Here is a 25,023-nt window from a genome sequence, read left to right on the forward strand (position 1 = left end):
TGCTATGAATAAATATCAGAAACTATTACATGAAACGTATGTGTTAACTGGCGAAGGAAAATTGGATGCTTTCAAAACGTATTTAAGTGAAAATGTATCATGGACAGAAGCTGCTGGGTTTCCATATGCGGGGACTTATATAGGTCCAGATGAAGTAGTGAAAAATGTACATGAACGCCTTGGCACGGAATGGGATAACTATAGTGCAAAGGATGAAATTTATACATTTAATAATAATACTGTTATTGTTTATGGGAAATATAGTGGGACATATAAAGCAACAGGGAAATCGTTTATAGCAGATTTCTGTCATCTGTATGAGTTTGATGAAAACGATAAAGTTAAGAAGTTTATTCAAATTGTGGACAGTGCAACTGTTAATGAGGTATTGAGTTAGAGTTAATCGTTTCTAACATACCTTGTATAAGGGGTAGTGTTAAGATAAACGAAATTTCCTAACATTACCCCTTACATTACATTTTTGGGAAGGTTTCTACTTCTCAAGCGTGTTATGGAAGATAATTTATATAATTAGAAGAGGTAGGTATAAATGAAATTAGAGAAAAATTTAATAGTAATAATTATTTCTGTGTTTATTTTGGGAATTGTGTCGACTTTGATATTTCAAGCTTCCACAGGTAAAAACAAAGATAACGCAATAAAGAGCGAGAATGTTGCCTCAGTATCAAAAGATGATGCGACAGAAAATGAAAAGAATAAAAAGATGGTAGTTGATTTCTATAATGAAGTTTTTAACAAACATAATATCGATATTATCCCTAAATATGTAAGCCAAGATTATCAGCAACATAATCCTTTTGTTGCTGATGGACGAAAAGCCTTTATGGATTTCTTTAATTAGGATTTTGTTAAAAATCCTAATTCCACTGCAGAGATAAAACGTGTAGTAGCTGAAGGAGATACAGTAGCTCTTCATGTACATTCTCGAGCTAATTCTCAAGATAAGGGAGTTGCTATAGTGGATATATTTCGTATCAAAGATGGAAAGATTGTCGAACACTGGGATGTAATTCAAGAGATTCCAAATGAGGCAGCTAATGATAATACTATGTTTTAGGTAGAAGATATATCTAATAATTGTTTAACCAATAGTGCTGTATAGAATTTAGAAATGTAGATAAGTAAAGTAAAGGTGATGTCCTAGGCATGGTACTAGGACATCCCTTTTTGTTTTAACGAGATTTAATTTACTATTATTTGTATTTTCTTATAACTTAACACTAAAATTAAACCGTTATAAAATTAGATAACCGCATCAGTTTGTAAGAAAGGATGGACGTGGTTCAGCAAGACATGAATCTATACGATTTACTTGGAATGTTGTTACGTGATTCAGAAATTGCGAAAGAAGTTCGTACTCAATTATTAAACATCGAAGAGAAAGCGTCAGATGAGGTTAAAGTCGGAGATATTGAAGAAGAAACGCAATTACAAAAGGCAGTAGTTCAAGCGTTTGCTTCACGTGATATTAATACATTATTACAGGCTTCGGGAAGATTAATGGAATTTAAAAATCGTCATATTACTGAAATGGAGAACAAGCTAGAAGGACAACAAATGGTAATTAATGTATTAGCAAAAGAGGAAGTGTATTATAAAGACCCTAGAACACTTCTTCGTAAACTTGTTAACCATTATTCTGGAGTGGTTTACGGTACAATTAGTACAAATAAGGGCTGGATAGACCTTCGCCGTCATCTTGTAAACAAGTTGGAGAACGGGATTAATTTAAAATCTCGGAGAACTATCGCAAGAGAAACTAATGCTAGGTCTTCGTATACAAGTGTTATCAAAGAAAAGGAATTTCAAATCATTATTCCTGCAATGGTAGGAATGTGCAAGAGTAGAGGTGTTAACGTCTCGGATATTATGATAGATGCCCAAGAATTATTACAAGAACCCGCGATTTAATTCGCGGGTTTTATTTTTACAACGAAAAAAGAACGCCTAATGTAAGGGTTAGGGCGTTCTTTTTGTTTGTTAAATTATTGTTTCACCATGTGTGTTCGTAGGTGCAGGCGGTCTTCCATGGTCGTAAGCAGGTGCACCAGTATTACCATCAGCTATACCCCAAGGTTCCCCGTGTGTGTAAGCTGGAGACCAACCTTCTCCATGTGTATATTCAGGAGAACCACCAGTATGACCGTGACTGTAAGCTAAATCAGTTCTTTGAGGTGACCAGGTATCGCCTATATTTACTGCTACTAGTTTTTGTTTTGTTTTTTCGGTTAGGTACTTGTAAATACGCACCGTTTTAGGACGTAAAAAAGACGCCTTATTTAGCGTCCAGTTTTTCTACTCTATTCTCACCCATGATACCAGCAATATAAGATTGTGCTACAGCCTTCCAATTGTCCCTGCATTCTGAGGTAGTTCTTATTTCACTTGGAAAACGTACCCCATATTCCATGCACAGTGCTGATATAAATCCAGCACAACTTATACCGTTACCAACTTCCACAGCGTCCAGCATTTAGTAAATGTTATTTTTTCTTCAAAAACAGAACCCTTACTTGCTATTATCGCTTCGTGTAAATCGAATCCTTCATTCCATGGTTTATGAATCTGTTCTTTCATAACCCCCCCAAAAAATCCTAATATATTACATTATATAACATTAGATGTAATATAAAAAGAAGGCTATTTCTAGCGTCCTACTTTAATTGGTCCTGGTGCAAAGATAAAATAAAAGAAAAAATAGTACATGGATTTCTACTATGAATCCAAAAGTAGATACAGCTGATTAATATTTTTTAATTTTTTCGCATAAAAAGTCATTTTTTTACTCTTCATTATCTTTTTACACCAGAACCAATAATCTTAATATGTAATAAGGAGTTATATTTGTTCTGTACATTTCATATAGATCTTTGAAGAAAAATCACAAACGTATCGAATCTGTTTTCCTGATTTTTCTTTTGCAACGAAAACTAATCTCTTTTTATCCATTGAATATTCGTATTCTAAGTTCTTTATTTTCTTAAAGTTATCCTCTTGAATTAGTTGAATATCATATTGAATTTGTGGGGTTGTTACAATTGTTAATTTGTGTAACATTAGAAAATACAAACAACTTAGTAGAAAGGCTAAAGGTATACCATTCCACAAGAAATTTAAATATTCCTTGTTCTCAAGGTATTCACATGAAACGGAAAAGAAAAAAATGCTACTAGTAAGTACATTGAAAATTAAAAGTCTAAAATGTAATTTTGTTTTCTTTACGCTAATAAATAATTAGAAGTTTGGAACAGAATCATTAGATAGCGTCGTTCAGTATAAGAAGAACTACGGTTTTGAATATAAAAGGATTTGTTTTGCTATAATACTAAATGTTTAATTCTCTTATATTCTTTTAATACTTTTATAGGTAATTATAACAATAACTGAAAATAATAGGAATTTTTAATTTCGTCATATTTAAGTTTCGGTAAGATATTGTACCTTATGTTTTTTGTATTTTAGTGCAGTCAACCCGTATAGATAATAAATTTTAATGATTTTCTGTTACGTCTTGTATCTTTCAAATTTTAAAGAATGATAATTAAATAAAGAGTAATGAAGAAAAAGAGGACTCTAAAGTTTTTACTCGTATGGATCTTCTTATTATTTTTTACTTGTAAAGATAATTTATAAATGTACCTATAATATGTGATTCGTGGAAATGGACAGGTTCGGAGATAAGAAATATAGGATAAGAGAAAAAGTTTCCATTCCTAATAAACTAACAAGATAGTGTCAGCCTAAAGTGAGAAAGAATAGGCTAAAGGATTTTAAATTGATAACATATAAATAGAAAAAGGACCGGAATACGGTGCTTTTTCTGTTTTCATCTAGGCATGATGCCCGTAAAAAGCCTTCGATACATGGGCATGTTTATAGGTTGAAATATCCATTTGGAACAGGCTGTTATGTAAATGGGAAGAACTACGCCTGAGGATAGAAGCACTTACAAATTTTAAAAGAATTCCTTTTGTATACCAAGAAGCAAAATATATTTATGATAAAATATAGAAAAAGATAATTAAGAAGGGACAATTAACGTGAAACCAACAATTTATGATGTTGCGGAAAAAGCAGGTGTATCAATAGCGACTGTATCCAAGGTAATTAATCAAACAGGGCGTATTAGTGAAAAAACTATACACAAAGTAAATAATGTAATGGATGAATTAGATTATCAGCCAAGTAGTGTAGCAGCAGCGCTAACAGGTAAAAAAACATATACGATTGGGGTACTTGTCCCAGATATCTCAAACCCCTTTTTTGCAGAAGTAGCAAGAGCTTTTGAAAATAGCGCACGAGAATCAGGGTATACACTCGTTTTATGTAGTACAGACCATCAAACAAAACGTGAGCATGAATACATTGATTTACTATTTAAAAAGCAAGTAGATGGCATTATTATTGCAACGGAACTAAATGATTATAAACTTGTTAAAAAAATCGTGAATCGAGATTTGCCACTTGTTTTATTCACTGTAGATCATCCTTCCATCACGACTCATGTTGTGACAACTGATGATATGAGGGGAGGCTATCTAGCTGGGAGTTATCTGACGCAGAAAGGCCATACATCTTTAACGATTATGATGGAGAAGGATAGGAAAAGTAGCTTAGGAAGACTGAATGGTTTCAAACAAGCTCTTACGGATTCAGGGATTTCGTTAGATGATGATGCTATTATTAGCTGCTATTCGACAGTGGAAGATAGCAAACGTGCAAGTAAAGAATTACTTAATTTGCCTAACAGGCCTACAGCGGTTTTTGCTTGTACAGATTTGATTGCTATATGCCTTATGAATGAAGCAAGAAAACAAGGGCTTTCAATTCCGGAAGATTTATCAATTATCGGATTTGATAATACTATCTATGCTGAGATTGCAGATCCAGGGTTAACGACAATTGAACAGCCAATTACACAAATGTCAGCCTGTACGTTTGACCAACTTCTGAAAACGATGGAAATGAAGGAGCATGCTAAGCAAAAAATTACTATTATTCCTCAATTAGTAGAGCGATCCTCAGTAAAGGATATTACATGATAGTTTTTTAATAGCCTACTTGAATGCAACAAAAAGAAGGTCATCGTAACCATGTACAGTTATGATGACCTTTTTTTTATTTAGAGTTTATACTGAGAATTGCTCGCCGTTTTTCGTATTTAAATCCTGTTTTATCTCATTTTCCTTTGGAATAGTAAGGAAATGAGTTAAAAATGCACCAAAGAAGTACAAACCAGCAAAGATCCACATCACGCCGCCTACACCTAATGGACCGATGAAGGCAGTTACTACTAATGGACCAACGAAAGCTGATAAGCCTGAACCTAAATTTAAGACAGACATTGCAGCCCCTTTATTTTCAGGAGCTAAAGATGGTACTAAAGCTGTAAGAGGTACATAACCGGCAAGTGTTGCACCATAGCAACATGCAACAAATAATATTGCCCAATAATTATGTCCTACCATTTGTGGTACATAATAGAGTGCAAGAGTTACAATTCCGCAACCGACTCCTCCGAACCATTTAATCGTATTTACCCAGCCAAACTTGTCTCCAACAATACCAAAAATAATATTAAACACCATATTTACAAAGAATAGAGTACCCCAAATTTGTAGCCATTCAGTCATCGTAAAATTATATTTCATCATATAAGTAGGCAGGAAAACAACAAATCCAAACTGAGCGGCCGAGTTTATAATTTTAACAATACCACCTATACCAACTTTAGGATTTTCAAATGCGATGGTAATGCCTTTTAGTAATTCACTTGATTTGTTAGAGCTTACGGTTTGTGCTTTGAATTTGTCCTTATTTACAACAATTGAGAATAATCCCCCGACGACAACAAAAATTAAGGCGCTCCATAAAGTAGCGATTTCCCCGATTTTAGGAACCATATAGCTAGAATAGAAGGCTCCGATAACACTAAGTCCAAGCTGGAATACGAACCAGAACCAACCAACTGCCCTTGAGAGCATTTGCTGAGGAGTACTGTAAGATACCCAAACTAGGAAAGAATAAGCAAATAAGGGATAACCAAATCCTCGTAGAGCGTAGCAAAGTAATATAACGGGATAATTCATATGTTGAATTCCTATACCGATGAACCCAATGGAGCCTAAAATGAATGATACTAAACCAAACGTCATTACTTTTCTTGGTCCCCACATTTGTACAAATACCCCCGAAAACCAGGAAGAAGCAGATACAGTAATTCCGTAAATCGTAAACAGAAAAGCAGCGTGTTCTAGCGTTAAGCCATTCTCAACGAGATAAGGGGATAACCATCCTTGTTCTAAACCATCCCCAATCATAAAAACAATAATCCCTATGTATCCCCAAGTTAAATTAGAAGGGATACCAATCTTGTCCATAAATGTTTTGTTTGAACCAATTGCGTTCATTCTCCCACCACCGATAAATTATTTTTGGTTAAGCGCTTAATTCTTTTTGATAAAAAAAGTATACGCTTACATTATGAGGTCGTCAATGAAATTTTTTGACAATTTACAACTTTCTTTCATAGGGTGCAATCTATTTACTTATCGGACACTAAAATAATTGTGAGTATGAAAAGATAGAAATAACTTATAGATGGGAGTTTACTATTTAAAAGGCTTAATTTCCTTTGTTATATCAGTATTTTAAAAGAGTATTTTTGTAGCCGTTTAGATTATTTGTTTCTTATTATTACTTTGTAGATGCATGGATTACGTTTATTGAGGAAATTTGAAATTCGGATGAAAAGAAAAGTATTCAAAAAAATAAAAATGTTTTCAATTTAGAATCAAGTGTGTATAATGAAGAAAAATAGGGAAAGCGCTTAACTTAATTTGATGTGCTAAACCTTATAGACTTCCATTTTGTTTCTTAAATTTAAATAAAGAGGGAGAAATCATATGAATGTTGTAACGATTGGGATTATTGGTGCGGGACGAATAGGGAAACTGCATGTTGATAATTTGCAGCTGATGCCACAAGTGAAAATTAAAGCGGTTTCAGATGTAGTGATTAGTCATCTAGAAAAGTGGGCTGAGGATAAAGGGATTTCCACTCTGACTACAAACTATCAGGATTTATTAGCAGATCCAGAAATTGATGCTGTATTCATTTGTTCACCAACAAATACACATGCGCAAATTATTAAAGAAGCGGCTCTTGCAAAAAAACATATTTTCTGTGAAAAGCCAGTTAGTTTCTCGGTAGAAGAAACATTAGATGCATTAGAAGTAGTAAAAGAACAAGGAGTATCTCTTCAAGTAGGTTTTAACCGCCGTTTCGATCCTAACTTCAGAAAAGTCTATGATCTTATTCAACAAGGAGAAGTGGGACACCCACATATTTTAAAAATTACGTCTAGAGATCCACAACCGCCAAGTATAGAATATGTTCGTTCTTCAGGTGGATTGTTTATGGATATGATGATTCATGACTTTGATATGGCTAGGTATGTGATGAATAGTGAAGTTGTTGAAGTATTTGCATATGGTACAACATTAATTGATCCATCCATTCAGGAAGTAAATGATGTTGATACAGCAATTGTCACATTGAAATTTGCGAATGGAGCTTTAGGGGTAATTGATAATAGCCGCCAAGCTGTTTATGGATATGACCAGCGTCTTGAGGTGTTTGGTGAAAAAGGAGCGGTCGCTGCGGATAATTGCTGTCCGACAACAGTACAAGTGTCAAAAACAGAAGGTGTTGTAAAAGATAAGCCGCTTTATTTCTTCTTAGAGCGCTATACGCAGGCTTATATTGAGGAAGTAACACAATTTACAAAGTCAATTATAGAAGGACAAGCTGTTATTTGCAGTGGTAATGATGGGCTACAAGCAGAACGAATTGCGAAAGCTGCGAAGGAATCTTTACTAACAGGAAAACCTGTTCAAATTGAACATAAACAGCCTGCATTAAATCAATAAAGAGAGCGCTTACTTCTAGAAAGCTAAAGAGTAGTGAATCGTATGGGCATAAAAATTTTTTAACCATATCATTTACCTTTACATAATGCACGGGAGGTAGTAACAATGAATCCACTTATTTTTAAAGAAGATTGTCCATTAGATCTAATTGCAGTTGGACGTTTATGCGTTGATTTAAATGCCAATGAAACACAACGTCCTATGGAAGAAACAAGAACATTTACTAAGTATGTGGGGGGATCTCCTGCGAATATCGCGATTGGTGCGGCACGTCTTGGCTTACAAACAGGATTTATCGGTAAAGTGTCCGATGATCAAATGGGCCGCTTTATTACAGGGTACCTAAAGGACAATAATATTAATACGGATCAGATATGTATTGATCGTACTGGTGCAGTGACAGGTCTAGCTTTTACAGAAATTAAAAGCCCTGAAGATTGCAGTATTTTAATGTACCGCGACAATGTCGCAGATTTAAATCTTGATCCAACAGAAGTATCTGAGGACTATATTAAACAATCAAAGGCGCTCTTAATTTCAGGAACAGCTTTAGCGAAAAGTCCTTCTCGCGAGGCGGTATTTTTAGCGCTAGAATATGCGCGTAAGCACGATGTAGTCGTATTTTTTGATGTTGATTACCGCCCTTATACATGGCAGTCAGAAGCTGAAACGGCTGTGTATTATAATTTAGCGGCTGAAAAGTCTGATGTCATTATTGGAACGCGTGAAGAATTCGATATGATGGAAAAACTATTAAACTACGAACAATCTAATGATCAGGTTACGGCTGAAAGGTGGTTTTCTCATCATGCGAAGATTGTCGTTATTAAGCACGGTGGGGATGGTTCAATCGCTTATACGAGAGACGGTCAATCTCACCGAGGCGGTATCTTTAAAACAAAGGTATTAAAGACGTTTGGTGCTGGTGATTCGTATGCTTCTGCATTTATTTACGGCTTAATGCAAGGGCTTGAGATTCCTCAAGCGATGCGATTAGGTGGCGCTTCTGCTTCAATCGTTATTTCTAAACATAGCTGTTCAGATGCAATGCCAACAAGGGCAGAGATTTCTGCATTCATGGAAACGGCTGAGGAAATTGTATAGAAACATCATAAATGAGTAATCAAGTAAGGGCGTATTTTATGTACGCTTCTACATTACATAAAAGGGAGAGAATGAATATGACAGTACAAACAGCACAAATTGTAAAAAACTACATTGGCGGCGAATGGGTAGAATCCTCTTCAACTAAGATGGAAGCCGTATATAATCCTGCAACGGGAGAAGTAATCGCTCAAGTACCACTTTCAACAAAAGTAGATGTTGAACTAGCCGTACAAGCAGCAAATGAAGCGTTCAAATCTTGGTCCAAAACAGCTGTGCCGAAACGTGCTCGTATTCTATTTAAATATCAACAATTATTAGTAGATAACTGGGAAGAGTTAGCGAAACTTATTACGATTGAAAACGGAAAAAGTTATAACGAAGCTTACGGTGAAGTTCTTCGTGGTATTGAGTGTGTGGAGTTTGCAGCGGGTGCACCTACATTAATGATGGGAAAACAGCTTCCTGATATTGCGACAGGTATTGAGTCTGGTATGTATCGTTACCCAATTGGTGTTATAGGCGGGATTACACCTTTTAACTTCCCAATGATGGTTCCATGCTGGATGTTCCCACTTGCAATTGCTTGTGGTAATACATTTGTGTTAAAACCTTCAGAGCGCACACCACTTCTAGCAGCGAAATTAGCCGAATTAGCTGAAGAAGCAGGCTTACCAAAAGGTGTATTAAATATCGTAAATGGCGCACATGATGTAGTAAACGGTCTTATTGAACATAAATTAGTGAAGGCAATTTCATTTGTAGGTTCTCAGCCGGTTGCAGAATATGTATACAAAAAAGGAACAGAAAACTTAAAACGCGTTCAAGCACTAGCGGGTGCGAAAAATCATTCTATTGTATTACATGATGCAAATCTTGAACTAGCAACAAAGCAAATTATTAGTGCTGCATTTGGTTCAGCTGGTGAGCGTTGTATGGCCGCTTCTGTTGTTACAGTAGAAGAAGAAATTGCAGATCAATTAATTGATAGACTAGTAGAAGAAGCAAATAAAATCGTAATCGGCAATGGTCTTGATGAAGATGTATTTTTAGGACCAGTTATTCGTGATAACCATAAAGAGCGCACAATTGGTTACATCGATTCAGGTGTAGAACAGGGCGCTACATTAGTTCGTGATGGACGCGAAGATACAGCTGTAAAAGGAGCTGGTTACTTCGTTGGCCCAACAATTTTTGACCATGTTACAAAAGAAATGAAAATCTGGCAAGATGAGATTTTTGCTCCTGTTTTATCCATTGTTCGTGTGAAATCATTAGATGAAGCAATTGAAATTGCGAATGAGTCTCGCTTTGCAAATGGAGCTTGTATTTATACAGATAGCGGAGCAAGTGTACGTCAATTCCGTGAAACAATTGAATCAGGTATGTTAGGTGTCAATGTTGGGGTACCAGCGCCAATGGCATTCTTCCCGTTCTCTGGTTGGAAAGACTCTTTCTATGGTGACCTTCATGCGAACGGTACGGACGGCGTTGAGTTTTATACTAGAAAGAAAATGCTTACATCTCGTTGGGAAAAGTAATCATTAAGAGAGAAGTAGAATCTCTCTAGTTGCTTGTAAGCGAAAGTAACGGAAGTATGAAAACATAAGAAGGAAGTATTTGGAGTCTATCAAATTCCTGATACTCCTTTTTCATATGCAGAATGACTGATAGAGATAGAAAGGAGCAAACAATATGCAAACTGTTAGAATGACGACGGCGCAAGCATTGGTGAAATTTTTGAATCAGCAATACGTAGAGTTTGATGGAGAGCAACAAAAGCTTATTAAGGGAATCTTTACGATTTTTGGTCATGGAAATGTAGTAGGCCTAGGTCAAGCTTTAGAAGAAGACGCAGGGGAATTAGAAGTATATCAAGGAAGAAATGAACAAGGGATGGCAAATGCTGCGATGGCCTTTGCAAAACAAAAACATAGAAAACAAATTATGGCATGTACTTCTTCTGTTGGTCCTGGATCGGCAAATATGATTACCGCTGCTGCAACAGCTTCTGCAAATAATATTCCCGTTTTACTACTTCCAGGTGATGTGTTTGCAACGAGGCAACCTGATCCTGTTCTTCAACAAATTGAACAAACGCATGACTTATCTATTTCTACGAATGATGCCTTTCGTGCGGTAAGTAAGTATTGGGACCGGGTGAACCGTCCTGAACAATTGATGACAGCTATGATTCAAGCCATGCGTGTTTTAACGAATCCGGCAGATACAGGAGCTGTAACAATTTGTTTACCACAAGATGTCCAAGGGGAAGCTTGGGATTTTCCAAGTTACTTCTTCCAAAAGCGTGTTCATCGTATTGAGCGTCGTCTACCAACAAAAGCCAGTTTAGCGGATGCGGTAGAAATGATTAAGAAAAAGAAAAAGCCAGTTATGATTTGCGGTGGTGGTGTAAGGTACGCAGAAGCGGCAGAGGAACTGAAACAGTTTGCTGAAGCATTCCGCATTCCATTTGGAGAAACGCAAGCTGGGAAAAGTGCGATTGAAAGCAGCCATCCATATAATCTTGGCGGCATCGGAGTAACTGGAAATTTAGCAGCCAATACAATTGCAAAGGAAGCGGATCTTGTTATTGGAATCGGGACGAGATTTACTGATTTTACAACGGCATCTAAGCAATTGTTTCAGAATGAAGAGGTTGAGTTTTTAAATATTAACATTTCAGAATTCCATGCGAACAAGCTCGATGCATTGAAGATGATAGCAGATGCAAAAGAAGCGCTTCTTGCTCTAATGGGTGAACTGCAAGCAATTGATTATCAATCTAGTTACACAGCAGAAATCGCTGATGCAAAAGAAGCTTGGGAAACAGAATTAGCACGCTTACATAATATTCGCTTTACAGGTCAAGATTTCACGCCAGAAGTCGAAGGTCATTTCGATGAGAATTTAAATGAGTATGTAGACGCACTTGGTACACAATTAACACAGACTGCGGTCATTGGACAAATGAATACACTACTTGATGAAGATGCAGTCATCGTTGGTGCAGCGGGAAGTCTACCGGGTGATTTGCAAAGAATGTGGGCACCCAGAAAACCAAATACATATCACATGGAGTATGGATACTCTTGCATGGGCTATGAGGTTGCAGGTGCACTTGGTGCAAAGCTAGCTGAACCATCGAAAGAAGTATATGCAATGGTAGGGGATGGCAGTTACCAAATGCTTCATTCTGAGCTCGTAACAAGTCTTCAAGAAAACAAAAAAATTAACGTTTTATTGTTTGATAACTCTGGATTCGGCTGCATTAATAACTTACAAATGGGTAATGGAATGGGAAGCTTTGGAACAGAGTTTCGCTACAGAAACCAAGAAACTCGTAAATTAAACGGAGCTATTATGAAAATAGATTTTGCAGCTAGCGCGGCTGGATATGGCGTAAAAACGTATCGTGTTACATCGATAGAACAATTACAGGAAGCGCTTATAGATGCGAAAAAACAAACAGTTTCTACATTGATTGATATTAAAGTATTACCAAAAACAATGACAAATGGATACGATTCATGGTGGCATGTAGGTGTTGCAGAAGTATCTAATAGTCCAAGTGTACAAGCTTCGTATGAGAGTAAAGTAAGTAACTTGAAAAAGGCAAGATCTTATTAGATTAGGACACAAAGAGAGCTATTTATCTACATGCATATTGTTTAGTAAGCTCTCTTTTTAACGAACAGATAGGAGAATTTAGCGAAACTCTATAACATTTTACAAAGAGGAGAGACAAGGGGATGTTCAAAGAAAACACGATTAAACTTGGAATTGCACCAATTGCTTGGACAAATGATGATATGCCGGAGCTAGGAGCAGAAAATACGTTTGAACAATGTATTAGTGAGATGGCACTAGCTGGATTTAATGGAAGTGAAGTAGGGAATAAATATCCGAGAAATACAGTTGTATTGAAAAAGTCTTTGGAATTACGAAATCTGGAGATTGCTAGCGCATGGTTTAGTGCGTTCTTGACAACGAGGCCGCTTGAAGAGACAGCACAAGCATTTATTAAGCATAGAGATTTCTTGCATGATATGGGTGCAAAAGTCATCGTTGTTTCAGAGCAAGGACATAGTATTCAAGGTTTAATGGATGTACCGCTATTTCAAAACAAGCCTGTTTTTACAGAAGAAGAGTGGGATAAGCTTGCAAATGGGTTACATCACCTCGGTAAATTAGCTCAGGAAAAGGGGCTACATATTGTATACCATCATCATATGGGTACGGGTGTTCAAACAACAGCAGAAATTGAAAAGTTAATGGAAATGACTGATCCAGAGCTTGTATCCCTGCTTTTTGATACAGGTCATCTTGTTTTTTCAGGAGAAGAGCCGCTTTATATTTTGAAAAAATATTTACCTCGTATTAAACATGTACATTTAAAAGATATTCGCCAAGAAGTAGTAGATGATGTAAAGGAAAACGAATTAAGCTTCTTACAGGCAGTGAAGAATGGTGCATTTACAGTTCCCGGAGATGGCGTAATTGTATTTGATGAAGTGTTTACTATCCTTGCAAACTCTGATTATAAGGGTTGGTTTGTAGTAGAAGCAGAGCAAGACCCGGCTTTAGCGAATCCTTTTGAATATGCATTAAAAGCCCGGAAATTTATACAAGAGAAAGCAGGTCTTTAATTTCCGCATGGTGAGATTACATAAGGAGTAAAAAGACGAAACGTTTGTTTTCTATTTAATAAATAATATTGAAACAGGTGAATGTGTAATGCCATTAGTGCAAATGAAGGGTATTTTAATTAAGGCAAATGAAGAGAATTATGGGGTCGGGGCTTTTAGTGTCGCTAATATGGAAATGGTAATGGGAGCTATCAAAGCAGCAGAAGAGTTGCGTTCTCCACTTATTCTACAAATTGCGGAAGTTCGTTTGAATCATTCGCCGATTCATCTGATTGGTCCTTTGATGGTTGCTGCGGCGAAAAAAGCGACTGTCCCAGTAGCAGTTCACTTGGATCATGGTATGACGTTTGAAAAGATTAAAGAGACATTAGAAATTGGGTTTAGTTCGGTTATGTTTGATGGCTCTCACTATCCGTTAGAGGAGAATATCCAAAAGACAATAGAAATTGTAGCGCTTGCGAAACAGTACGGAGCGACGGTAGAAGCTGAGATTGGCAGAGTAGGTGGTAGTGAGGACGGATCAGAAGATATTGAAATGTTACTGACAAGCACTACAGAAGCAAAACGATTTGCAGAAGAAACAGACGTTGATGCGTTAGCTGTTGCGATTGGAAATGCGCACGGTATGTACAATGGAGATCCTGATTTACGATTAGACCGCTTGCAGGAGATTAATGAGGTAGTTCGTATTCCTCTCGTATTACATGGTGGTTCTGGCATTAGTCCAGAGGATTTCAAGCAATGTATTCAACATGGTGTTCGTAAAATTAATGTAGCAACAGCGACGTTTCAGAATGTAATTGCTGCGGTTAACACTGCTGCCCTAAATACTCCTTATTCAGATTACTTTACGTATCATCAAGATGTAATTGAGGCCGCATACGAAAACGTTAAAAATCATATGCTCATATTCGGAAGTGAAAACAAAGCATAACCAGAAAGGTTTTCTTCATTAATATCAGAAGAAACTCGAAATTTAGTTAGCTGACAAAGATAGGGAATGATAGAGTAGCCATTAATTAAAAGGGGGAGAAAGCCGTGTTAGGAAAATTAGGTGAATTAAATGAAGGGTATAATGTATTAACAGAAATGAACGGTCAATGCAGTGATATGTTAATGGATATAGGCATATATAAGATGTCTAATGGAAAAGAAGAGTTGCTATTTGATAATAAAAATGAAACGGCAGTACTTTTACTAGAAGGGACAATACGTCTAGAGTGGGAAGGAATGGAACAAATTATTCAAAGGCAGTCTGTTTTTGAAGAGAATCCTTGGTGTTTGCATATAGCTAAAAATGTGAAGGTTACAATTACTGCTCTTTCAGATAGTGAAGTGCTTGTTCAAAAAACAGATAATGATCAAGAATTTGTATCTAAGTTGTATACTCCAAATGAGTGTCAAAGTGTTGTTGCTGGAGAAGGAGTATGGGAGGGAACAGCGCAGCGTGTTATTCGTACGATTTTTGACTATAACAATGCAGCATATTCTAATATGGTAGTAGGAGAAGTTATTTCTTATCCAGGGCGATGGTCCAGTTACCCACCGCATCATCATGACCAGCCAGAGGTATATTATTATCGCTTTAACAAGCCGCAGGGATTTGGATGTGCAATGGTTGGTGAGGATGCTTATCGCGTTGTGCATAATAGCTTCATTACAATTCCGGGTGAGCTAGACCACCCACAAGCAACGGCACCTGGATATGCAATGTATTTTTGTTGGATGATTCGACATCTAGAGAATAACCCATGGAATGATCGTATCATGGAGGAAGAACACAAGTGGTTATTAGAACCAAGCGCGAAAATTTGGCCAGAAAAGGAATAGACGAAAATAAAGATTCTAGTGCAAAAAAAAGTATAAAAAAGTAGGAACTGAATCTTTTAATTTTAGATAATTTTCAGGTGTGATGAATTCCTCTCACCCTTTATTTTTTTATGGCATTAGGAGAGGCTAGCCCCTCGCTCCACTTTACCCCATACCGAAAAACAAAGGGTATAGGTATACTTTCCTATACGAACAACATTACATATTAATAATTTTGAGGGTTTTAAAAAGAAAGAGGTGGTTTTTAAATGTATAATGAGTCAATATATTATCCTTATATAAATTATGATCAATACTTCGATCGTCAATTCTCTGGTCCTCAGATTCCAGGTTTTCCGGGTGTACCAGGCTTTCCGGGTGTACCAAGTTTTCCAGGACAGCAAAGCTCACAAGCTCCAACATCTCCTCCCCCATCATTTATTCCTCAACAATCAACTGCTTCACCATTTGCTGTTGATCCAGGAGCAATTTCATTATGTTTATTTCGAAATACTTATATATGGCTTAGTAATGGTGAACAATTTTGGTATTTCCCAATTTTTGTAGGACCAAGGTCTGTTGCTGGTTTTAGATGGAACGGTAGGTTTTGGGTTATTTTTGGAATTGATACGAGAAGGATTATTTCATTTACATGTTTTTAAAAATTATAGAGTAACGATAGAGGTTTAATTATATAAACAAAAGAGGTATTTGAATGAAAAAATTTCAATCATTTGATGGTACAATAACTATGATTAACGATTTTGTCACAGGATTAAACGAAGAAATAGGATGTAATAAATTAATGTCCGTAGATAATGGTTATGGGAATCTAATAAATTTTGTAGTAAAACCAAATACGTATTTTATCGACTATGCAACGGTAGTAGTAGGAGATAAAGTAACTGGGTTTTACGATGCTAACGCTCCTGCTCCTCTCATTTTCCCACCACAATTTCAAGCGATTGTTATGGCAAAATATACACCGCATCAAAATGTAAAAGTAGACTATTTTAATGAACAGTTGGAGAGTAGTGATGGAAAATTAAAATTAAATATTTCTCCTTCTACTCAAATTTTATTAACAAATGGTCAATTCTTTACAGGTAATCTTGTAAATCGAAATTTAATAGCTATTTATAGTTTTACAACAATGAGTATACCAGCTCAAACTACACCATATAAAATCATTGTTTTGTGTCAAAAGTGACTTCTATTCTAAAGGGTCTCTCGGTTTATCAAACTATAATCCATTGTAGAATCAAAAATTTTAGCCATCTTATTGACCAGAATCATAGGCATGTCAAGAGACGTTTTGCTAAATCTGCAGGATTTCAAAATCTTCGTCATGCTTCACGTACGATAAAAGGTATCGAGACCATTCATGCCCTATATAAACAACGGCGAAGTCTTCAAAGAGACTCCGCCTTTTCAACGTACAATAGTATTCCTTTCTAAATATGAACATATAAGTATCATAAATACATCAATATCATGAAGATACAGGAACCTAATATGTAATATTGCATATTAATAAATTTATATGAGTATATATAACATGAAAATCACTATAACGAACATGCAGGTTTCCTTTTTTATTTGTTATTTTTATCAGTAAAGTAGACCACATATCAGCTTCAGATACTTGTTTTATGATACAAGTAATCAAACAAAAGGAGGGCCATACAACATAATTACACCATTATTAACAGGGCACTCTTTTAAGTACAGGAGATTATTAGCAGGTGGAGAAAATGTTGAAGATGTACAGACAGATAAACATATTCCATATGAAAAAATGAATTGCAGCAAACTCTAGAAAAGTACGATTCGAAGAAGTTTGGGTTATAAAAAGAAAATAGATAAATTGACAAGAGAAAAGCACTTTGTGTATATCACAGGTGTTTTTTATTTTCATTTTGATATAGGGCTTGAATTAAATTCCCATGTTTTTTTGTAGCCATTCAATAATGAATATGTACATATTCATTATTGAAATTAGTAATAATAAAATGTATTATTGAAAAGCACTATTTATAATTCAAGTAATCAAGGCTATGTATCCATAATAATTTGAACATTCGGAAATTATAATATTAATCATAAAAATGAGGTGAGTTTAATAGAAACAGTACATATTAAATGGTATGGATTGTATAGTTTAAATGATTTTTATAATAGAGAAGAAGCTTTTAAGAAGGGAATATTTGCAATCTCTAGAGTATATGCTAAGAATGAAACATTGATCTATATAGGAAAAACCAAAAGAAGCTTTATACAAAAGATAAGGGAACTTAATAAAGATTGGATTTTTGATGAAAGCGAATTAAAGATTACATTAGGAATAATAGAGTCTCCTAGTGGTGAAAGTTACTCTGAAAAAAAGGTAAAAGAGATAAAATCCCTTTTGATTTTACGACATACCCCAGTAGAAAACAACACATCTTTATTGTACCATAGAGGGCAGTTTAATTTGAAAATTATAAATAAGGGAAGAAGGGGCTTAATTGTTAAAAAGATTTCTACAGGAGATCTAATGTGGACGTAATTGGAATCACCTTTGAATAAAATGGAAGGTTTCTTACGAACAGATGCTTATCAATTTTTAATGTATTAAAATATTTTTGAGTAACATATGTCAGATGCTTGAAACAACACAAATTTTATTATGATATGAAATCTTGTATGGGAATTGTAATTCATTTCCATTGTTTGATGAAAATATTAAGAATTATAAGGATAATGCATAAAGATTAGAAGAGAAAATAAACTCGGAGGTTTAAAAAATGGGACAAGGAAGCAGGTTTCAAGAAAAACAACAAAATCGTCGTAAAAAGGTGATTTTTAATATTGCATTTACTTTGGTATTAGTGACAGTTGGTATAGTGACATACCAGTTGTTTTCCCCTTCAGATACATCAAAGAAAGCAATTGCTCAAGAAAAGAAAGCAACAAAGATAGAAGAGAAGAAACATAAAGAGAAAGAAGCAGCGCAGTTAGAAGAGAAGAAACGTGAAGTGAAAGAAGCAGCGCAGTTAGAAGAGAAGGAACGTGAGGAGAGAGAAGCAGCACTGTTAGAAGAGAAGAAACGTGAAGAGAGAGAAGCAGCACTGTTAGAAGAGAAACAAAAAGCAGAAAAATCGGTAAAAACGAGCGAAAATGAAAATAAAGAGGGAGAAAAAACGGCATCTCAAGAAAAGGGTTCTCAAACTAATCCTTCTTGGAAGCCAATTGGTACAGAGCAAGGAGCAAAACCTGCAATGAAATTTAAAGAAGGAACATTAGATTGGAATGAGATGAAAAAAGCAATTTCTTATGCTGTTGATGTTCCAGAGGGTCAATTGGTTTTTGATTTTATTGGAAATAATGGTGAAAATAAAGCCTACGGTAATGTACGAGATAAGCAAAGTAATAAAAAATATAAGGTTGATATTGATTGGGTAGAGAATCAGGGCTGGAAACCAGTATCTGTTCAAGTGGTAAAATAAATAAGTAAAATGTAAATGCTATCCTCTCTTGTTGTGAGCGACTAAGCTATTAAGTGATGATATAGAAGTTCATATAGTAGAGATTCCAAAGTTGATGCAGCAATGGCGCGAAGAGAAAGTCAATCCGTGGGAAGATTCGTTTGTTCGTTGGTTATTATTACCTGCGAATGAAGATGAACATCTCACACAAACATTGGAGGATATTGCCATGAACCGAGATCCGATTTTACAAAAAGCAATGAATAAATGGGAACGTATGAGTCAAGATTCTTCTTTCCGTCAAGCATATGAAGCAAGAGAAAAGGCCTTAATGGATGAGGCAGCAAAATTTGCTCATGCAGAACAACAAGGAATTAAAAAGGGAATTGAACAAGGGGTTGAGCAAGGAAAGATGCAACTCATTCGAGGCATGCATAAAAATGGTGTGTCTGTAGAAGACATTGCAAAGCTTACAGGATTACCAGAAATAGAAATACAGCGATTTTTGCAGAGCTAGTTCTTAGAGAAAGCATTTTATCCAATAAAATGCTTTCTCTAACTCTGCCTGAAAAGAAGATGAGATGTCTCAATCTTTTTTTTCTATTTTTAGGGGATACGGAAACATCACTATCAAGCTAATGAAAACGAAATAATCCAAGACCGAAAAAAATGGGAGTATCTCATTTTTTTCGGTTTCTGACAGAAAACTCCTTCCTCAAAAATATAAAGGTGTGAAACACTAATTTTAGGTGGGAGATGAATATCAGTAGGCGTAAGCCTACGTTTTTTTATACTGTAGATATCGTATAAAAAGGTGAGGTGCACCCTATGTTAGTAAGTAAGGCATATAAATTTCATATCTACCTAAATAAGAAACAAGAAATATTAATTGCTAAAACCATTGGTTGCAATCGCTTTGTATTCAAAACATGAAATTAATTAGCTAAATTCTTCTCTAAATAAAAGACCACTGATTTTTTAAACCGGTGGTCTTAAGTTTACATACTATTCATTTGTATAAGTGTCATATTTTTCTATTGTCTTTAAATGATTTTTGTAATAGAAGCTTCTTATCTTTCTTATTCAAATGTTCCCTTCACTATCGGAACTTTATTTTCTACCATAAACTTGCCTTTTGCAATGACGCTGTGAATGTCCAACGTTTCTTTTTCCAACAATACGATGTCAGCATCCTTGCCGGTTTGGATACAGCCCTTACTTGAAAGTTTCAGCAATTGTGCGGGATTCGTGGTAATGACTTCTAGTGCCGTTTCTAACGGAATACCTTCCACTAAAACAGATTCTCGTACTTCGTGAAATAGCGAAGATACTTTTCCGACTTGAAGGCCTGCATACTCCCCATTGTTGTCAAAGAAGGGGAGGCTGGCCTGTCCATCTGAGGAGAAGGTGATGTGTCCGACTGGGACCCCATCTTCAAGCATTATACGTAATGCCTCACTGCATTTCACTTCCCCGTCCTCCAAAAATTGAGGAGTAGTACTTGTGGTAAAGTCTACGTAACCGCCTCGCTTTGCGTAATCAATACCCGCCCTGAATAATTCTTCGTTTCGATTTATATGTGTTGGATGGAAGTGCCGAATCGGAATGTTGGTTTTATCTGCAATTTCATGTAACAATGAAAGTTTTCCTTCTCCGTCCCCTACATGAACTTCTATTATGCCAGCTTTTCCTGACAGAATACCGCCATTGCGTGCGGCAGTGGCGACTTTAACTATTTCCTCAAATGTAGGTTCTGATGATCTATGGTCGGAGATAGCAATCTCTCCAACACCGATAATTTTGTCAATTAAAATAATATCATCTTCGATTTTTCCCGTCAGCGTTTTTACTGGCACTTGATAGGAGCCTGTGTGAATGAAACAAGAAACTCCCTCTTCTTCAAGTGCCCGCGCCTTGGCAAGTAGACTTTCCATTTTACGTGTTGTCCCGTCAGTACCGAGTAAACCGACTAGTGTTGTAATACCTGCAGTTGTAATATCAGTAAGCATCAGCTCAGGTGTGCGGGTTTTGAATCCGCCTTCTCCGCCTCCACCAATTATATGAACGTGTGAATCGATAAATCCTGGAACAACCAAAAGATTTGCCGCATCAATGACTAGAATAGGAGCAAAGTTGTAAGGAATTGCGATTCTATCATCTATGAATGCGATTTTATCATCTGCAATTAATATGTCTTTCCGTCCTAGATAGTTGGGTGCGTATACTTCTCCATTTTTTATTAAGGTAATCAATTCTTTTCTCCTCCTGTCAATACTTTTCGTTTTATATCAGAATGGACCATATCCTATGAAGTGAGCTATGATAACAGCTACTAATCCGATGAGATAGTGAATGAACACAAGTGGCAGAATCCACTTTGCCCACTTAGTCCAAGAAATTCCTGCAATCGCCAAGCCTGCCATTAAGGTCGTAGCGGTCGGAAAAATCATATTTCCGATTCCGTCAGCAAAAGAAAACGATAACACTGCAGTTTGGCGTGTAATACCCAATAAGTCTGCAAGTGGCACCATAATCGGCATTGTCAGCATCGCATGACCCGTGCCAGATGCTAGAACAAAATGAATAAGAGCTTGGAAATTGTACATGCCAACAACGCTTAAATAGTCCGGAATATGCTTGATTGATACAGATAATTGATGCAGCATAGGGTCAACGATATGCCCTTCATTTAATACAACAAGAATGGCGCGCGATACACCGATAATCAAGGCACCACCGAGCAAGGATGCAGAGCCGTTTATAAAGGAGTTAACAATCTGATCTGCAGATAGTTTTCCGATGATCCCAATCATTATTGTTAATAAAAGGAATAAAGATGAAATTTCTGTAATGTACCATTCGAATTTGATTACACCAAACGCCAAAACGATATAATTAATTACAAAAGCTCCTAAGATGAACTTATGTCTTCCTGTTAACTTCTCACTTGATTGCAGTAATTTTTCCGCTTCTTCTTTTGTATATTTTCCATAGATGCCAATAGAAGGATTTTTCTTTACCTTCATTGCGTAACGATAGATATAAAGAACAGAAACAAGGTAGATGATAACAAATAAAATAAGGCGAAACACTATTCCTGAGAACATCGGTAATTCTGCGATTCCTTGTGCAAGCCCTACTGTGAAAGGATTCATGATGGCAGTTGTAAACCCTGACAATGCTCCTACTATGACGATAGCAGTACCTGTAATTGCATCAAATCCCAGAGCCAACGCCAGTGGAATGATAAGAGGAAGATAAGCTAGTGTTTCTTCCGCCATCCCCATTAAAGAGCCACCTACAGCGAAAAACAGCGTCACGACAGGAATCAATAGTTTTTCACGCGTCGCCAACTTCCTAGCCATTGTAGCGATAAGCACATCAACCGTACCAGTTGCTCTTAAGACACCAAAAAATCCTCCGATAATCAATAAGAAAAATATAATATTGCCGGCTTCTACCATTCCTGTATGAACAGCTTTTATCATATCGAAAAGTCCGACCGGAGCAGATTCTATTGATTTAAAAGAATTTGGGTCTACAGTAGTCCGGTTATTCACTTCAATCCGTGCATATTCTCCGGTCGGTAAAAAATAAGTTAATAGAGTCGCTATTACGAGAATGCCGAATAGCAATACAAAAACATTAATTTTTTTCTCTTTTTTTCCAAGTGAAACAGCCTGTTCTTGTAGTTGGCTCATATGTGTTCCTCCTTTGTATTTAAAATAAATGGATTGAAATAGAACGCTTACAAAAATACCGCTAATAGACCATGTTCTTTTCTCGTATTCTGCTGTTTCCCTCCTTTTCATAACCTCGGACACTTCATTAATTTATACATGCAATATGTGTGCCAATATGGATAGTGTGATTTTTAAGGAGATTTTTATGGCAAGAGTAGAGATTTTGGTTTTTATTGTCCTTTTTTGGCGATATAATAGAACCAATTTAAATATAGGCAGGTGTCTTAATGTTAAAATCCTCACTTACACTTATAGCTGGAAGCTCAAAAACAACGCAAGCCTTACAGGAGCAACTAGAACAATTGCTTGGAGACTATGTTTATATTAAAAGCCATGCTGCGGATGAGGGAATACCGCAGTCTCTTGAAGATACAATTATTTTGTATTCATCAGCTTCTGTTTATGATCAAACAAAAGGTATGTATAGCGTGAATGCTGAGAAAATAATTGTGGGAAAGAGAACAGTTCATCATGAATACATTGATAAACTTTTAAGAATACCTGAAGATTCATCAGTTCTAGTGGTGAATGATAATGATGATGCAACAATAAATCTTATTGAATCCTTATATCAACTTGGTATAAATCATATTCAATTTATCCCTTTTCGGAAGGGGGTATTGTTTTATGATGATGTTCGAATTGCTGTTTCGCCAGGAGAAACACATCTGTGCCCTTCTTACATAAAAGAAGTAATTGATATAGGTGTACGTCTTTTTGATATGACAACAATTCTGGAAGTTGTAGAATGTTGTGGTTTGAGCAAGGATATATCCTCGAAGATTTCAGAAAGGTATATTAGTAATATCATTGAATTACAACGTAAGTTATTACATGCAGAGCGGGATGCTAAGCAGATGAGTGAGCACATCCAAAATGTGTTAGGAACTGTCGATGATGGAATATTAGTCGTTAACCAGGAAGGGCGGATTACGGTATTCAATGAACGTCTTACGGCATTGTTTCATATTGTGGCGCAAGATGTGGTTAATGAGTATGTAGAACATGTGATGAGTCGTCGGGATATTACCGATTTCATCATGAATGGAAAGGATGAAAGCAAGTTCTTCGACATAGATGGCGTGGATGTCGTAATTTTTCGTTTGCAAATGATGCAAGAAAATACAATTGTCGCAACTTTTAAGAGTGTACATCAAGCCTTTGAAATTGAAAAAACAGCGCAAAGAGAAATGCGTAATAAAGGATTTCATACAAAATACGGATTTGAGGATATTATCGGCGAACATATTGTAATGAAAGAGCGTAAGCGAATCGCCAAGAAACTTGCCTTATCGGAACATCCGATTTTAATTCAGGGTGAAACAGGGACAGGAAAAGAACTGTTTGCCCATGCTATTCATGAGCATTCATTGCGAAAAAACGGACCGTTTCTGGCTGTAAATTGTAGCGCATTAACAGAGAGCCTGCTTGAAAGTGAATTGTTTGGTTACGAAGAAGGGACATTTACAGGAGCACAAAAGGGGGGCAAGAAAGGTCTGTTTGAATTAGCGGATAACGGAACTATCTTTTTGGATGAAATCGGGGACATAAGTCTTACTGTTCAATCACATCTGCTGCGCGTTCTGCAGGAGGGAGAATTCCGCAGAATCGGTGGTGTAAGAATTATACCTGTTAATGTTCGAGTGATTACCGCAACAAATAAAGATCTTCAAGGAAAGATAAGGGCCGGTTCATTCAAAGTCGATTTATTTTACCGGCTGAATGTACTTAATCTCTGCATTCCACCACTCATTGAGAGAAGAGCGGATATACCAATTTTGATTAAGCATTTCATCACAAAGAGCGGAAAATGGGTAAAGATAGAACAAGATGTGCTGGAGTATTTCATGCAATATGAATGGCCTGGAAATATACGAGAATTAAAAAGTACAATTGATTATATGCTGACAATTTGTGAGGGAAATGTCGTGACGAAAGGAGATCTTCCGTCCATGCTGGGACAAGAGGGGGGCAGCGTGAAATCCGAATATTCCGTATGTGGAAGTATACTGGAAATGAAGGAGCATGTTTTTATCTTGGAAGTAATCAAGCAATGTAACGAAAAAGGAAAGGCGGCAAGCAGAGATCTGCTTTCAAGTAAAAGCAAAGAATCAGACTTTGCTTTATCCCCACAGCAAATCCGTCGCCGCCTGGATATTTTAGAAAGTGAAGGATTTGTCGTAAAAGGAAGAGGGCGAGCCGGTACAAAGATTACTGATGCCGGAATAGAGTATCTGTATTTTCTTAAATCAAAGTATGCTTTGTATTGTTAAAGAAATCATTCCTATATTTTGATTGT

General features: G+C 36.3%; 21 protein-coding genes and 4 pseudogenes. 19 read left to right on the forward strand and 6 right to left on the reverse strand.

Features of this window, described 5'->3' with window-relative positions; translation table 11 throughout:
* Positions 1 to 4 precede the first annotated feature (4 nt).
* From MHH66_RS10390 to MHH66_RS10400, 3 genes and pseudogenes are all read left to right on the forward strand, one after another.
* Entirely contained in the window at positions 5 to 397 is a 393-nt protein-coding gene (locus tag MHH66_RS10390) for a nuclear transport factor 2 family protein (RefSeq protein ID WP_003192952.1), read from the forward strand.
* Between the two features lie 153 nt (positions 398 to 550).
* Positions 551 to 1,078: pseudogene (locus MHH66_RS10395) on the forward strand (nuclear transport factor 2 family protein).
* 221 nt (positions 1,079 to 1,299) lie between these two features.
* Positions 1,300 to 1,932 (forward strand): hypothetical protein, encoded by a 633-nt coding sequence (locus MHH66_RS10400; protein ID WP_176127022.1) that lies wholly within the window; start codon positions 1,300 to 1,302, stop codon positions 1,930 to 1,932.
* Between the two features lie 69 nt (positions 1,933 to 2,001).
* Here the strand turns inward: MHH66_RS10400 and MHH66_RS10405 are convergent, their stop codons facing one another.
* The 3 genes from MHH66_RS10405 to MHH66_RS10415 form a co-directional block, all read right to left on the reverse strand.
* On the reverse strand, positions 2,002 to 2,271 hold the full coding sequence (locus tag MHH66_RS10405) for a hypothetical protein (RefSeq protein ID WP_063218850.1): 270 nt from the start codon (positions 2,269 to 2,271) through the stop codon (positions 2,002 to 2,004).
* Between the two features lie 189 nt (positions 2,272 to 2,460).
* Positions 2,461 to 2,598 carry a hypothetical protein gene (locus tag MHH66_RS10410; RefSeq protein WP_165689482.1) on the reverse strand — a complete coding sequence of 46 codons (138 nt, stop codon included), beginning with the start codon at positions 2,596 to 2,598 and terminating at the stop codon, positions 2,461 to 2,463.
* 261 nt (positions 2,599 to 2,859) lie between these two features.
* Entirely contained in the window at positions 2,860 to 3,078 is a 219-nt protein-coding gene (locus tag MHH66_RS10415) for a hypothetical protein (RefSeq protein WP_340866769.1), read from the reverse strand.
* A gap of 983 nt (positions 3,079 to 4,061) precedes the next feature.
* On the opposite strand from MHH66_RS10415, the gene MHH66_RS10420 reads away from it, so the two are divergent.
* A complete protein-coding gene (locus tag MHH66_RS10420; protein WP_078185865.1) occupies positions 4,062 to 5,063 on the forward strand; it encodes a LacI family DNA-binding transcriptional regulator in 1,002 nt (333 codons plus the stop codon).
* An 87-nt stretch (positions 5,064 to 5,150) separates the two neighbouring features.
* Here MHH66_RS10420 and MHH66_RS10425 read toward each other — a convergent pair whose 3' ends face one another.
* A complete protein-coding gene (locus MHH66_RS10425) occupies positions 5,151 to 6,431 on the reverse strand; it encodes an MFS transporter (RefSeq protein WP_078185866.1) in 1,281 nt (426 codons plus the stop codon).
* Positions 6,432 to 6,926: 495 nt separating this feature from the next.
* Here MHH66_RS10425 and iolG point away from each other — a divergent pair, with 495 nt between their 5' ends.
* The 14 genes and pseudogenes from iolG to MHH66_RS10495 all read left to right on the forward strand — a co-directional run.
* Positions 6,927 to 7,952 (forward strand): inositol 2-dehydrogenase, encoded by a 1,026-nt coding sequence (iolG, locus tag MHH66_RS10430; protein ID WP_001103665.1) that lies wholly within the window; start codon positions 6,927 to 6,929, stop codon positions 7,950 to 7,952.
* A 105-nt stretch (positions 7,953 to 8,057) separates the two neighbouring features.
* A complete protein-coding gene (iolC, locus tag MHH66_RS10435) occupies positions 8,058 to 9,056 on the forward strand; it encodes a 5-dehydro-2-deoxygluconokinase (RefSeq protein WP_033659598.1) in 999 nt (332 codons plus the stop codon).
* A gap of 77 nt (positions 9,057 to 9,133) precedes the next feature.
* Positions 9,134 to 10,597: a CoA-acylating methylmalonate-semialdehyde dehydrogenase gene (locus MHH66_RS10440; RefSeq protein WP_061689648.1), complete on the forward strand. Its 1,464-nt coding sequence runs from the start codon at positions 9,134 to 9,136 to the stop codon at positions 10,595 to 10,597.
* 154 nt (positions 10,598 to 10,751) lie between these two features.
* Positions 10,752 to 12,686 carry a 3D-(3,5/4)-trihydroxycyclohexane-1,2-dione acylhydrolase (decyclizing) gene (iolD, locus tag MHH66_RS10445; protein WP_078185867.1) on the forward strand — a complete coding sequence of 645 codons (1,935 nt, stop codon included), beginning with the start codon at positions 10,752 to 10,754 and terminating at the stop codon, positions 12,684 to 12,686.
* A 122-nt stretch (positions 12,687 to 12,808) separates the two neighbouring features.
* Entirely contained in the window at positions 12,809 to 13,705 is an 897-nt protein-coding gene (gene iolE / locus MHH66_RS10450; RefSeq protein ID WP_078185868.1) for a myo-inosose-2 dehydratase, read from the forward strand.
* 88 nt (positions 13,706 to 13,793) lie between these two features.
* Entirely contained in the window at positions 13,794 to 14,639 is an 846-nt protein-coding gene (locus MHH66_RS10455; RefSeq protein WP_063218856.1) for a class II fructose-bisphosphate aldolase, read from the forward strand.
* A gap of 104 nt (positions 14,640 to 14,743) precedes the next feature.
* Positions 14,744 to 15,535, forward strand: coding sequence for a 5-deoxy-glucuronate isomerase (locus tag MHH66_RS10460; protein WP_063218857.1), 792 nt, complete (start codon positions 14,744 to 14,746; stop codon positions 15,533 to 15,535).
* Positions 15,536 to 15,783: 248 nt separating this feature from the next.
* A complete protein-coding gene (locus tag MHH66_RS10465) occupies positions 15,784 to 16,176 on the forward strand; it encodes a hypothetical protein (RefSeq protein ID WP_063218858.1) in 393 nt (130 codons plus the stop codon).
* A 53-nt stretch (positions 16,177 to 16,229) separates the two neighbouring features.
* Positions 16,230 to 16,724: a hypothetical protein gene (locus tag MHH66_RS10470; RefSeq protein ID WP_016101017.1), complete on the forward strand. Its 495-nt coding sequence runs from the start codon at positions 16,230 to 16,232 to the stop codon at positions 16,722 to 16,724.
* Between the two features lie 23 nt (positions 16,725 to 16,747).
* A pseudogene (locus tag MHH66_RS10475) lies at positions 16,748 to 16,972 on the forward strand (DDE-type integrase/transposase/recombinase); the annotation flags it as partial.
* Between the two features lie 655 nt (positions 16,973 to 17,627).
* A complete protein-coding gene (locus MHH66_RS10480; RefSeq protein ID WP_002035470.1) occupies positions 17,628 to 18,062 on the forward strand; it encodes a hypothetical protein in 435 nt (144 codons plus the stop codon).
* A gap of 238 nt (positions 18,063 to 18,300) precedes the next feature.
* A complete protein-coding gene (locus MHH66_RS10485) occupies positions 18,301 to 19,002 on the forward strand; it encodes a YrrS family protein (RefSeq protein ID WP_078185869.1) in 702 nt (233 codons plus the stop codon).
* A 43-nt stretch (positions 19,003 to 19,045) separates the two neighbouring features.
* Positions 19,046 to 19,498, forward strand: a pseudogene (locus MHH66_RS10490) (Rpn family recombination-promoting nuclease/putative transposase); the annotation flags it as partial.
* Positions 19,499 to 19,809: 311 nt separating this feature from the next.
* A pseudogene (locus MHH66_RS10495) lies at positions 19,810 to 19,905 on the forward strand (helix-turn-helix domain-containing protein); the annotation flags it as partial.
* A 155-nt stretch (positions 19,906 to 20,060) separates the two neighbouring features.
* Here the strand turns inward: MHH66_RS10495 and iadA are convergent.
* Both iadA and MHH66_RS10505 read right to left on the reverse strand, forming a co-directional pair.
* Positions 20,061 to 21,233 (reverse strand): beta-aspartyl-peptidase, encoded by a 1,173-nt coding sequence (iadA, locus tag MHH66_RS10500; RefSeq protein ID WP_063217608.1) that lies wholly within the window; start codon positions 21,231 to 21,233, stop codon positions 20,061 to 20,063.
* Positions 21,234 to 21,269: 36 nt separating this feature from the next.
* Complete coding sequence (locus tag MHH66_RS10505; protein ID WP_078185872.1) at positions 21,270 to 22,682, reverse strand: YfcC family protein; 1,413 nt, start codon at positions 22,680 to 22,682, stop codon at positions 21,270 to 21,272.
* Positions 22,683 to 22,951: 269 nt separating this feature from the next.
* On the opposite strand from MHH66_RS10505, the gene MHH66_RS10510 reads away from it, so the two are divergent.
* Positions 22,952 to 24,997 carry a sigma 54-interacting transcriptional regulator gene (locus MHH66_RS10510; RefSeq protein ID WP_078185873.1) on the forward strand — a complete coding sequence of 682 codons (2,046 nt, stop codon included), beginning with the start codon at positions 22,952 to 22,954 and terminating at the stop codon, positions 24,995 to 24,997.
* The last annotated feature ends 26 nt before the right edge of the window (positions 24,998 to 25,023 follow it).

Origin of the sequence: Bacillus sp. FSL H8-0492 (assembly GCF_038006145.1) — a bacterium.
Taxonomy (GTDB): Bacteria; Bacillota; Bacilli; order Bacillales; family Bacillaceae_G; genus Bacillus_A; species Bacillus_A mycoides.

Bases quoted from the DNA above. Each gene is read 5' to 3' on its own strand.
- MHH66_RS10425 (WP_078185866.1), bottom strand. From the start codon at position 6,431: ATGAACGCAATTGGTTCAAACAAAACATTTATGGACAAGATTGGTATC.
- MHH66_RS10410 (WP_165689482.1), bottom strand. From the start codon at position 2,598: ATGAAAGAACAGATTCATAAACCATGGAATGAAGGATTCGATTTACAC.
- iolE (WP_078185868.1), top strand. From the start codon at position 12,809: ATGTTCAAAGAAAACACGATTAAACTTGGAATTGCACCAATTGCTTGG.
- MHH66_RS10510 (WP_078185873.1), top strand. From the start codon at position 22,952: ATGTTAAAATCCTCACTTACACTTATAGCTGGAAGCTCAAAAACAACG.
- iolG (WP_001103665.1), top strand. From the start codon at position 6,927: ATGAATGTTGTAACGATTGGGATTATTGGTGCGGGACGAATAGGGAAA.
- MHH66_RS10415 (WP_340866769.1), bottom strand. From the start codon at position 3,078: ATGTTACACAAATTAACAATTGTAACAACCCCACAAATTCAATATGAT.
- iolD (WP_078185867.1), top strand. From the start codon at position 10,752: ATGCAAACTGTTAGAATGACGACGGCGCAAGCATTGGTGAAATTTTTG.
- MHH66_RS10470 (WP_016101017.1), top strand. From the start codon at position 16,230: ATGAAAAAATTTCAATCATTTGATGGTACAATAACTATGATTAACGAT.
- MHH66_RS10440 (WP_061689648.1), top strand. From the start codon at position 9,134: ATGACAGTACAAACAGCACAAATTGTAAAAAACTACATTGGCGGCGAA.
- MHH66_RS10390 (WP_003192952.1), top strand. From the start codon at position 5: ATGAATAAATATCAGAAACTATTACATGAAACGTATGTGTTAACTGGC.
- MHH66_RS10465 (WP_063218858.1), top strand. From the start codon at position 15,784: ATGTATAATGAGTCAATATATTATCCTTATATAAATTATGATCAATAC.
- iolC (WP_033659598.1), top strand. From the start codon at position 8,058: ATGAATCCACTTATTTTTAAAGAAGATTGTCCATTAGATCTAATTGCA.
- MHH66_RS10455 (WP_063218856.1), top strand. From the start codon at position 13,794: ATGCCATTAGTGCAAATGAAGGGTATTTTAATTAAGGCAAATGAAGAG.
- MHH66_RS10485 (WP_078185869.1), top strand. From the start codon at position 18,301: ATGGGACAAGGAAGCAGGTTTCAAGAAAAACAACAAAATCGTCGTAAA.
- MHH66_RS10505 (WP_078185872.1), bottom strand. From the start codon at position 22,682: ATGAGCCAACTACAAGAACAGGCTGTTTCACTTGGAAAAAAAGAGAAA.